11 protein-coding genes are annotated in these 10,060 nt (G+C 70.0%); 9 read left to right on the top strand and 2 right to left on the bottom strand.

Features of this window, described 5'->3' with window-relative positions:
- The first annotated feature begins 53 nt into the window (after window positions 1-53).
- Entirely contained in the window at window positions 54-1,829 is a 1,776-nt protein-coding gene (locus ACWD0Y_RS34940; protein WP_450264290.1) for an FG-GAP-like repeat-containing protein, read from the top strand.
- A gap of 300 nt (window positions 1,830-2,129) precedes the next feature.
- Here ACWD0Y_RS34940 and ACWD0Y_RS34935 read toward each other — a convergent pair whose 3' ends face one another.
- Window positions 2,130-2,579 (bottom strand): spore-associated protein, encoded by a 450-nt coding sequence (locus tag ACWD0Y_RS34935; protein ID WP_450264289.1) that lies wholly within the window; start codon window positions 2,577-2,579, stop codon window positions 2,130-2,132.
- Window positions 2,580-2,716: 137 nt separating this feature from the next.
- Here ACWD0Y_RS34935 and ACWD0Y_RS34930 point away from each other — a divergent pair, with 137 nt between their 5' ends.
- The 4 genes from ACWD0Y_RS34930 to ACWD0Y_RS34915 all read left to right on the top strand — a co-directional run bounded on the left by ACWD0Y_RS34930 (window position 2,717) and on the right by ACWD0Y_RS34915 (window position 6,699).
- Window positions 2,717-3,067 carry a hypothetical protein gene (locus ACWD0Y_RS34930; RefSeq protein ID WP_450264288.1) on the top strand — a complete coding sequence of 117 codons (351 nt, stop codon included), beginning with the start codon at window positions 2,717-2,719 and terminating at the stop codon, window positions 3,065-3,067.
- Between the two features lie 356 nt (window positions 3,068-3,423).
- On the top strand, window positions 3,424-5,805 hold the full coding sequence (locus tag ACWD0Y_RS34925) for a CHAT domain-containing protein (RefSeq protein WP_450264287.1): 2,382 nt from the start codon (window positions 3,424-3,426) through the stop codon (window positions 5,803-5,805).
- 11 nt (window positions 5,806-5,816) lie between these two features.
- Complete coding sequence (locus ACWD0Y_RS34920) at window positions 5,817-6,044, top strand: hypothetical protein (RefSeq protein WP_450264286.1); 228 nt, start codon at window positions 5,817-5,819, stop codon at window positions 6,042-6,044.
- On the top strand, window positions 6,034-6,699 hold the full coding sequence (locus tag ACWD0Y_RS34915; protein WP_450264285.1) for a DUF6338 family protein: 666 nt from the start codon (window positions 6,034-6,036) through the stop codon (window positions 6,697-6,699). The genes ACWD0Y_RS34920 and ACWD0Y_RS34915 overlap by 11 nt, the downstream gene beginning before the upstream one ends.
- Before the next feature lie 67 nt (window positions 6,700-6,766).
- Here the strand turns inward: ACWD0Y_RS34915 and ACWD0Y_RS34910 are convergent, their stop codons facing one another.
- Window positions 6,767-6,901, bottom strand: coding sequence for a hypothetical protein (locus ACWD0Y_RS34910; RefSeq protein ID WP_450264291.1), 135 nt, complete (start codon window positions 6,899-6,901; stop codon window positions 6,767-6,769).
- Between the two features lie 290 nt (window positions 6,902-7,191).
- Between ACWD0Y_RS34910 and ACWD0Y_RS34905 the strand changes: the two genes are divergently transcribed.
- From ACWD0Y_RS34905 to ACWD0Y_RS34890, 4 genes are all read left to right on the top strand, one after another.
- A complete protein-coding gene (locus ACWD0Y_RS34905) occupies window positions 7,192-7,593 on the top strand; it encodes a hypothetical protein (RefSeq protein ID WP_450264284.1) in 402 nt (133 codons plus the stop codon).
- Between the two features lie 482 nt (window positions 7,594-8,075).
- Window positions 8,076-8,669, top strand: coding sequence for a TetR/AcrR family transcriptional regulator (locus ACWD0Y_RS34900; protein ID WP_450264283.1), 594 nt, complete (start codon window positions 8,076-8,078; stop codon window positions 8,667-8,669).
- Window positions 8,666-9,508, top strand: coding sequence for an alpha/beta fold hydrolase (locus ACWD0Y_RS34895; RefSeq protein ID WP_450264282.1), 843 nt, complete (start codon window positions 8,666-8,668; stop codon window positions 9,506-9,508). Before ACWD0Y_RS34900 ends, ACWD0Y_RS34895 begins: the two co-directional genes overlap by 4 nt.
- A gap of 185 nt (window positions 9,509-9,693) precedes the next feature.
- Window positions 9,694-10,060, top strand: a 367-nt coding sequence (locus ACWD0Y_RS34890) for a helix-turn-helix domain-containing protein (RefSeq protein ID WP_450264281.1), incomplete at its 3' end; no start/stop codon positions are given.

The following is a 10,060-nucleotide window of genomic DNA, read 5'->3' as shown; positions in this document are numbered from 1 at the left end:
GCTACCAGCCCGTGCCGCCCATCGCCCTGGCCGCTTGACAAACACCATTAGGAATCCGGGGCGAGTTCTACGAGTGTCTGACCGCCCGGCGCGACAAGTTGTTCGAGTTGGCGGACGCGGTACTGTGTGCGGACGGTGCGGTGAAGTCCCCGGTGGACGACGAGCAGGCGTATGTGATCCGCAACGCGGTCGGCGACAAGGTCCTCGACGACCCCGCCGCCGCGGACCGCGGCATCCGCCAGTGGGACGCCGCCACAGGCCAGAAGAGCCAACAATGGCACCTCGTCCCCGTCGAGGGCGAAGCGGGCCTCTACGTCATCGAGGGCGCCACCGACGGCGCCGTCCTCGACCTCGCCGACCCCGCCGACCCCGACAAGGACGAGACCGGGATCGGCCTGCGCGAGTACGACGACAGCGCACAAAGTCAGCGCTGGCGCCTCGTCCCGGCCGAACCCGAGCGCACCAGCGACCCCGTCCTGCGCTACGCACCGCTGAGCCATTGGAACGGCTGCCAGTCCTGGCGGCTGGCCCGCTCGACCGCGCTGCGCCCGGCACCCGGCGCGACGCCCTCCTTCAGCGACCTGCTGCTGGTCCTCAAGCAGTTCGGGAGCGAGCAGGACGCCGACGGATGGAAGAGCGTCGGAGCCGGCTGCTCTCCCAGCAGGCAACCGGGTGGGTGGGCCGGGCTCGGTGACCGGCTGCTCGCCGACACCACCGGTGCAGGCCAAGCGGACATCGTGGGGATCAAACCCGCGGTGGGAGCTGTGGCGGCCTCCAGCCAAGGCGACGGCACCTTCGACGATGACGAGCGTTTCCTGCACTCGCCCGCGCCCTCGCCGAGTCCCAAGGACATGTGGACCCTGGTGGACACGACGGGCGACGGCAGGCCCGACGTTGTCGTGCTCTGCGCCGACGGCGTCCGAGTCTCCCTGCAAGACGAGGACGGGACGTTTGCGCCCGCGGGCGGCGAGCTGGTCCTGCCGGCCTTCGGCCACGGACAGCAGGCCGGCGGGTGGCTTGCCGGCAAGCATCCCTGCTTCCTTGCCGACACCACCGGTGACGGCCGGGCCGACATTGTCGGCTTACACGACGACGGCGTCTGGATCTCCCTCCAGGACGAGGAAGGGACATTCGCACCCCTCGCTGACGGACCGGTCCTCAAGGCGTTCGGCCACGACGAGGAAGCCGGGGGCTGGCTGGCCGGCAAGCACCCTCGCTTCCTTGCCGACACCACCGGTGACGGCCGGGCCGACATCGTCGGCTGCCACGACGACAGCGTCTGGGTATCACTCCAGGACGAGGACGGCATGTTTGCAGACCCCCTGTATCTCCTCGACGACTTCGGGGTCGACCAGGGGTGGAGCTCGGTCGGGGAGCACCCCCGGTTCCTGGTCAGGACCACCGATGGCGGAGCAGTGGACATCGTCGGGTTCGGCCCGCAGGGCGTCGTCGTCGCACGCGGGCGCGGCGACGGCACGTTCGAGCCCTCCAAGCTCGTCCTGAACGACTTCGGGCTCGACCAGCGGTGGACGAGCGACAAGCACCTCCGGTTTCTCGCCGACGTCACCGGCGACGGCAACCTGGACATCATCGGCTTCGGCGATGAGGGCGTCTGGGTGTCGCACCACCGCGGCGACGGCCAGTTCGAGCAGGCCCAGCTGGTGTGCCGCGGCTTCGGCTGCAACGACGACGCAGGCGCCTGGCGGATCGACCACCACCCCCGCTTCCTCGCCGACATCACCGGCGACGGACGCGTCGACATCGTCGGCTTCGGCGGCCCGGGCGTGTACTTGGCCCGAAATCTCTTCCGCCGCTTCAGGACCCGATAACCCTCTGAAGGACCCCCACAGCCGCATCACGGCGACTGGTCATCGGCGTGCCGGAACTTGTCACCCCGACCCGGCGTGCGGTCTGGCACGCCTGCGAGGCCGCACGCCGAGCAATCGCAGTAACGAGCTACTGCGCCGACAGTGAGAACGGCGGCCACGTCGACGACCCGTCCGAGGACGCCCTGTTTTTGTGCAGTCCGAGGCCCGCGGGCGTCTTCCCGCGACGTCCACGGGCGGGGTTCCGGAAAGCGAACCTGGAAGGACGGCGCGGAGAGCTCGCTGCCGGTGGTCGAGCCGGGGTCAACGGACGCTGGTGACCCGGCGCTCCTTCAGAGACGCGCAGTTGGAGTTCTCCACCGATACGTACACGTTGGTGATGGAGCCGCCCCAGTTCACGCAGTGGCCCTTGCCGTAGACACGGCCGGGGCCCGCGTACGACGTGAAGTTGCCGGATTCCCCGGCCCACTCGTCGGTGTCGGGGACGTAGACGTACACGGACATGCTCTTGGCGGTGCCCGGGCTGGTGCGGATGGTCGCGACGCAGTTCATGCCGTTCGCGGAGTTGTACGTGAGGTAGACGGTGCCCAGCGAACCGACGGGTACCGAGTTCACGGTCTTGTAGCCACTGCCGCAGACCCCCTGCGGCGTGACGTTGGGCGCGGCCTGGGCGGTGGCGCCGAACGCGGCCGTGGCACCCACCACCAGCGCGGCCAACGCCCCTGCGGCTGTGGCATTACGAGCGTATCCCATGATTTCCCCTATGTGATCTTGCAAGCGGTTTGCCTACACTTGGTAGACCCTTGCGGGGCACGGATGGTTGCACCCGGTTCACATACAGTGCCGAGGAATCTTTCGATACGGCCGGATCACACACCCACGGGGCATCAGTGGCGAGGGCCGTCTGGCCCACTGGGACGCCGGAGGCGCTCCCGGCACCGCCCCCGCCCGGCCGCGCCCTGTGGCTCGAACCGACCCTCGCCGGACTCGGGCCCGTCCTGTCGACGTCGGACCACCAGGTCTGGTCGTCAGCGCTCGACGAACTGTCGTCGTTCCCCGCCGGAGCACGTGCCCTGATCTGGATCCGCCGCACGGACGGCGGGGGGCGCGAGGTCGTGGGATGGCTGGGCAACGGGCTCACGACAGCCACCGGAGTGCTGCTGTTCGACGGCGCGTCCGAGGACCCCGTGTCCTTCGACCCGACCGGAGTCCACGCTCTGCACGTGATCCGGTACCGCTGACGCTGCGGCTGAGGGCGGCTCGGACAGGATGCGGCAGTGCAGGCGGAACTTCGTGAAGGACGCCTCCGTTCCCCCCGCCGCCCTCGACCGGGAGCCGGTCGGCCCGAGCGATACGAGGGCATACGGGGAAACTGGCGGTACGCTTAACTACCGCCTTGCTGCGGCGCATTGAGCTCAGTATCCACTTCTCGCCGGTCGGCCCGGAGTGAGTGCCTTGTGACGCGAAGGTCGGATCCATGGCTGACCCGGATGGCCCACGGAAGACCTCTCCTCAGCGCGGCTTCCGGGCCGCCATGCGAGAAGCGGCGGCCCGCCGGTACGCGAGTTCGCCGCAATCGAATGTCGGCTGGACAGACGTGCGACGGCACGCCATCGCACTGGATCCGCTGTTCAAACAATTACAGGGCGCCAACGAGTTGGGGCCCGCCGGTGAGGTCGCCGCGGCGGAGGAGATCATCGAGCGGGTCGCGGGGCATCCGCTCGCGTCGCTCCCCCTGCTGCGGGCCAACCTGGCGATGTCCCGCTGCGTCGTCGCAGGAGCTCAGGGCGACTTCGTAGCCGCCGAGAAGCATGCCCGGGCCATGGTCGGTCTCCACCAGCAGGGTGAGAATCTCCCGGCGATCTCCGAGTCCCTGGAGATGTTGGCCAAGGTGCAGCACATCCGGGGCCGAAACGCCGAGGCGTACGACACTCTCACCGAGGCCCTCGCTGTCGGTGGCGACCTGATGTACAAGCTCAGCCGGGTGCGGGCCGAGATCCTCCTCATGACGATCGCCTTCGAGGCCGGCGACAGGGACCGCGTCACCGAACACGCCATGAGGGCCCGGCAGCTCGCGAAGAAGTGGCGGTGCCGCGCCCAGCACGGTGCGGCGTGCGATGCCCTCGCGTACGGGGCCATGGAAGACGGCCGCCTGGACGACGCCGCCACCTGGACGGCCGAGGCCGACCGCGCCTTCCGGCACGCGAGCTGCCCGCTCCCGGTCCAGTTGCGGCACCTCGTCATCGTGTCCGGGCTGGCCAGGCTGCAGGGCCGGACACGCGACGCCATGTTCCTGTACACGCGCCTGATGCAAGGGGTGTCCGAGCTCCGAACGGGCTGGGGATGGCGGGACGCGCAGGCGTACTTCGTCGACCTCTACAGCGAGAACGAGGTGGCCGCGTACCTCACGGCGCACGAACTCCACCTCGGCCAGGACGATCTGGCCCCGGACGCGTTCGCCGGACTGCTGGACCTCGGCAACCGTACGTCGCTGCGCAAGATGCTGCGCGGCGAGCTGGGCCTCGAGGAACCGGACGATCTGGGGGAAGCGGCCCTGTCGGACGTGGTGGGTCTGCTGGCTGCCATCAAACAGTCGGAGGGCTCCATCGCCGGCGATGGGCTGCGAGGCCTGCAGCAGGATATGCCGGTCGAGACCGCCCGGGCGGCACGGCAGCAGGCTGCCGCCGCCTACGACCGTCTCGAAACACTCGTGTCGCTGCAGTTCCGCCGGGCGCTGGAAGCTGAGACGGACACCACGATCGCCGACGCGCGCGGGTGGGCGGTGCTGTGGAACACGCACGTGCTGCAGATCAGACTGCTGACGGACGGCGAGAGTGTGCACGTCGCGGGGCTGTGGACCGCACCCGACGGTACGCGTCGTCCGTTCATGCGCTCCGTCGACGCCCGGCAGGCGCAGCTGCTCGGTGAGATCACGGGAATCGGGAGCGTCCTGGGCGGAGGCGAGGCCGAGCCCGCGGCCTCGGAGGTGGTGACGGCACCCAGCCCGACCGCCGGGACCGAGAGCGTACGGGCCGACGCGCCCAATTGGCGGCAGACGGCACGCTTCCGGCACCTCGTGGTGAGCGGCGCGGCCGTCTGGGCGGAGATCGCCGCGCTTCTGCTGCCCGAGGGACTGGTGGCCCTTCTGCGGGACGTATCGCCCCAGGGGGACGTGCCGAAACTGCTGCTCGTTCCCGACTCGTACCTCTGGCGCGTGCCCTGGGCGGCGCTGCGCGTGGAACCGGGGCACGCCGAGGGGTACTTGGCCGACCGATCGGTGCTGGCGATGCTGCCCAGCCTGTCGCTCCTGCCCGGCATCCCGGCCCCGCGGGCGGCGCGCGCGGCCGGACAGCGACCGGTCACGGCCGACGGGAAGGCGGTCGCCTATCTCGCCGGTGTCCACCCCGAGGGCCTGGCACTGGAGCGACAGGGCTTGGACGCCGCCTATGGCAAGGGCGTTTCGTACGCCGGCCGGCCGGCGGACCTGCTCTCCGCGCTGGCACCGCATCGCGCTCCCCCTTCCGTAGTCGTCGCTTCCGTGCACGGCAACAACCGACCCGGCCTGGCTCACGCGCTCCAACTGGACAGGACGACCATGTTGTCGGCCGCCCGCATGCTGACGCTGCGGTTTCCACCCGTACTCATGATCAATGCCTGTCTCTCGGCCGAACTCGACGAGCGTCGTGGGACCGACCCGCTGGGCATCCCCACCGTCGCACTGTGCCGAGGAGCGGAGACGGTCGTCGGTGGCATCTACCCTCTGCCCGATGGCCCGTCCCGCGGTGCCCGCTCCAGTGACCATCCCACCGTGGGAATCCTGGTGATCCTCTACCGGCTGCTCGCGGAGGGTATGGCACCGTCCTCCGCCCTGCGAGCGGCCCAGCGCCAGTGGCGCGGGGAACAGGGGCCGGTACCCGTGTTGCTCTGGGCGGGGCTCGTCAGTATGACCACGCGGTTCGACGACCCGCCCCAGGTGTAGGAAGGAAGACCATGCCCCACGACGACAGCTCCACCCCCGAGGGCGACACCCCGGAGGAGCACGCCGACCCCGTGTTCGACCTGGCGGACTTCGCCGACTACGACGAACGTCAGTTCGTATCCGAACCTCTCATCGACGATGCCGATCTGCCCGTTCCTCCGCCCGTGACCGGGGCACCTCCGCCTGCCACGGCGCAGGACAACTCCGCTGCGGCGGCGGAGGACGGCAGTGCCGGGTAGCGTTGTCGCAGCCGTCCTGCTTCTGGCGGCGATGACCCCCGGATTCGCCTTCCACCAGGCGTACCGCCGCTTCTCCGCCCATGGCCCCCGGACTTCGACGACCGAGGTGGTCGCCCTGTTCAGCGTGGGAGCGCTGGCCACCTGCCTCGGCGCTCTGCTCACGGCGTCGCTGGCAGAGGCGATTCCCTACCTGGTCTCCCTGAAGGAAGTGGCGTCCGAGCCGTGGGACTTCGTCGGCAGGCCGTGGTCCTGGGTGGTGTCCGGGATCCTGACGATGGCCCTGAGCATCACGGCGAGCCTCGCGGCGGGACGCTACGCCGGTAAGCGCTCCCCCCAACGCAGGGGGGAGCGGCTCCGGGACGGCACCCTCACCACCTGGGTGCTCACCGAGCGCGGCTCGAACGGTGAACGGCCCTTCCTTGCCGTCGAGTTGGCGGACGGCCGACTGCTCGAAGGCCATCTGTGGCTCGCCTCCCTCGATGAGGACCCGGCCCGACGGGACCTCGCGCTGCAAGGGCCCCTGCTGTGGACGGGCCCCGGCGCGATCCCCCGGAAGCGCTCCGCCGCCCGGATCATCTTGGTTCCGGGCTCTCTCATCCGGGTGATCCACATCAGTTACCCGCCGACGGAACAGCCACGTCCTTCCGGCTCCTGAACGCTCCCGGACGGAGCTGCCCGAGGCACCCAGGACACGCATCCGGCCGAGCGGCTGTCCAGCCGCCTCACTCCGCCTCACTCCGCCTCCGCGCCCGCCCGGCCGTGGCCCCCGTCAGCCCCGCCTCGTGTGCGGCGATGCCCGCCTCCACCCGGTTGCGTACGCCGAGTTCGCCGAGGATGGCGCTGACGTGTGCCTTCACCGCGCCCTCGACCAGGTGCAGCCGCGAGCCTCGGGAAGTTCCTCCACGGCCTGGGCCACCAGCGTCGGCCTGTTCCGTGTCAGCGGCCGGGCCCGGGCGATGCCCAGATGCAAGACCACCCTTCTCCCCGGTGCACCCCGGGGAGAAGCTCTGGACCCCGGGGGCGAGGTCGGCGGCCAGGTCGTCGAAGCAGCGCGCCATCTGCCGCCTCCACTGCCCGTCCTGCCCCATGTCACCCGCGGCAGAGAGCCCAGTACCTGGCCTTGGCCCTTGCTCACCGGACGGTCCCCGTGCTCTGCGACATCCTTCCAGGCCTGCGCGGACAGCTCTTCCAGGACGAGCCGGAGCACGGCGGCCGTCCGCACGCTGATGAGCTCCTCGCCCTCCTCGTCCTCCCAGGCACCCTCCTGTCCGTCTCCGTCTCCGTCTCCGTCTGTGTCCGGGAGGGAGCGGGCCAGGCTCTGCAGGCGGCCGCGCGCACGGTGGGCGGCCTCCTCCGGTGCGGCCAGGGTGCTGTCGATGATCTGGAGCTCGTCGGAGAAGGGCCGGGCGGCCAGCAGGACACCGGCCTCGGCCAGCAGGACACCGGCCTCGGCCAGCAGTACCGCCCCCGGGAGACCCAGACTGCTCGTGTCACGAGACGTGAGGGCACGCCGGTGCGTACTCGGGAGACGGCGTCGGCCGGCTACTAACTGGCGCTCGCCGCCCACCAGGGCGCCAAGCCCGAGCGGACGGCGGATCCGTCGATCGCGGCCGCCGTCGAGCGGCGGACCCGCGCCCTGCTCGCACAGCACGAGCGCGCCTTCGCCCACGACCAGGACCTGGCAAAGGAGCCCGGCCGACCCCCGCCGCCCCGTACGACTTCACCGCCGCCGAACCCTGCCCGATCTCGCCCAGGAGAAGGGCATGAGCACCGCGAACATGGCGAGATGGGCTCACACTCACAAGATCCCCCTCCGAGCCCGCGGCGGAGCCTCCCATGACGCTGCCCTCCGGGCGGCAGCCCGGGCCGGCACGGGCCCCAGGCTTACCGCGTGATGCCCTGACGAACCCACCAACCGAGGAACTGTCAGGCAGTCCGTGATTCCGCGGGCGCCCTTGCTGATTGCGTCCCCGATTGCTTCCCTAGGGCTCCTAGGTTAAAACTAGAACCCCAAGGTTCTTAGGAGGGTGCATGGCGCGGGCCGGGCTGACAGCGGAGCGGGTGACGGTAGCGGGCGCGGAGCTGGCGGACGACGTCGGGCTCGACCAGGTGACCATGTCGCAGGTGGCGCGGCGGCTGGGCGTGAAGGACGCGAGCCTCTACACGCACGTCCGCAGCCTGGAGGATCTGCGCGGTCGGATCGCGCTGCTGGCGGCGGACGAGAAGACCATCCGCATCGCGGAGGCGACCGCCGGGCGAGCAGGCAAGGACGCGCTCGTCGCCTTCGCGAATGCCTGGCGGGAGTATGCCCACAAGCATCCGGGCCGCTACATGGCAACGCAGACCCCGATCCAGATCGACCCCGAGCTGGCCGCAAAAGCGCCCGGACCACGGCGCGCGGTCGAGCTGACCTACGGCATGCTGCGCGGCTACGGACTGGCCGAGCCGGACCTGACCGACGCGGTCCGGTTGCTGCGCAGCACGTTCCACGGGTTCGTCGCCCTGGAAGCGGCGGGCGGTTTCGCGCACGAACGTTCGCCGCAGCAGTCCTGGATCCGCGCGCTCGACGCCCTGCACACCCTCCTGGAGCACTGGCCCCCGTCCCGAGAAGGAGACTCCTCATGAACGCCCCGGCCATCGGCAGCCTGCGTGTGAACGGCGCGACCTTGCACTACGAAGTGCGAGGCCAGGGCCCGCTCGTGCTGCTGATTCCCGGAGGGACGGGCGGCGCAGCATCCTTCGACGGCATCGCTGACGACCTGGCCGCCGAATACACAGTCACGACCTACGACCCGCGCGGCATGTCCCGCAGCACGCTGGACGACCCCGACGCCGAGCAGCAAGTGGCCGAGCACGCCGATGACGCGTTCCGGATACTGGAACTGCTGTCGCTTGGTGAGCCCGCCCTGGTATTCGGCGCCAGTTCGGGCGCGATCGTCGCCCTGCACCTGCTCACCGCCCACCCCGAACGCGTCGCACGCGTTGTGGCGCACGAGCCGCCAGTAGTGGAGGTCCTGCCGGACGCGGCTGAACACCGCGCGCTCATCGCACACGTGCAGGACACGTTCCGCACCCAAGGGCTCATGCCGGCGATGGCCGTGTTCGCTGCGGGCCTCAAGAAGGACGGCGACACCACCGAGCCGAAGGCCGACCTCAAGCTGCCGCCCCAAGCAGCGGCGCGGGCCGAGCAGACGATGGCCAACCTGCCGTACTTCGTCGGGCGGATCGTGCCCAGCTTCATGTCCTACGCGCCGGACATCCGTCGGCTGGAGGGGCTGTCGGACCGGCTCGTGATCGCCGGTGGCCAGGACTCAGGCGGTGAGCTGCCCTACCGCTCGGCAGCTGACCTAGCCGAGCGTCTCGGCACGGAGCTCCACCACTTCCCCGGCGGGCACATCGGACTGACCACGCACCCCGCAGAATTCGGCGAGCTCCTGCGGAAGGCTCTCCGAGCCTCGATCTGAATCGCGCATGACCTGGTCAACTCCGCCGGAGGCGGCCGAAGGAAGTGACACGATGCTGAGACTCAACTCATCCGTCACTTTCTGAGACAGGAGGGAGAACAGCAGGTCACAGCATTGCCATATGGCCGCGAGCCGGAGAACCTATTGATCCGAAACGCTTGTGATTCTGGGTCGTTGGGCATGGCGTGAGTGATCTGGTGGGGGACGCGCGGCGCCTGACGCCGGCGGCGCAGGAGGTTCTGCGGTTGCGGGCGGTGGCCGCGCTGGTGGCGGGGCGGGGCCGTGAGGACGTTGCGTCGGTGTTCGGGGTGTCGCTCAAGGCCGTGGACAATTGGTGGACAAGGTGGCAGGCCGGAGGCCGGGAGGCGTTACTCGCCCGGACGAAGGGCCGCCCGGTCGGAGTTCACCAGGTGCTGGGCGAGGCCGAGCAGGCTGCGGTGCGCCAGGCGGTGCTCGGTCACCGGCCGTGTGACGTGGGCCTGGTCGGCCAGTTGTGGACGCGTCGTTTGGTTGGTGACCTGATCGCGAAGCTCTACCGGCTGCGGCTGACCG

Source organism: Streptomyces altiplanensis, assembly GCF_053591575.1.
The sequence above is the reverse complement of the archived record's forward strand: the minus strand, read 5'-3'. Positions and strand labels throughout refer to the sequence as shown.

Bases quoted from the DNA above. Each gene is read 5' to 3' on its own strand.
- ACWD0Y_RS34900 (WP_450264283.1), top strand. From the start codon at position 8,076: ATGGCGCGGGCCGGGCTGACAGCGGAGCGGGTGACGGTAGCGGGCGCG.
- ACWD0Y_RS34935 (WP_450264289.1), bottom strand. From the start codon at position 2,579: ATGGGATACGCTCGTAATGCCACAGCCGCAGGGGCGTTGGCCGCGCTG.
- ACWD0Y_RS34895 (WP_450264282.1), top strand. From the start codon at position 8,666: ATGAACGCCCCGGCCATCGGCAGCCTGCGTGTGAACGGCGCGACCTTG.
- ACWD0Y_RS34920 (WP_450264286.1), top strand. From the start codon at position 5,817: ATGCCCCACGACGACAGCTCCACCCCCGAGGGCGACACCCCGGAGGAG.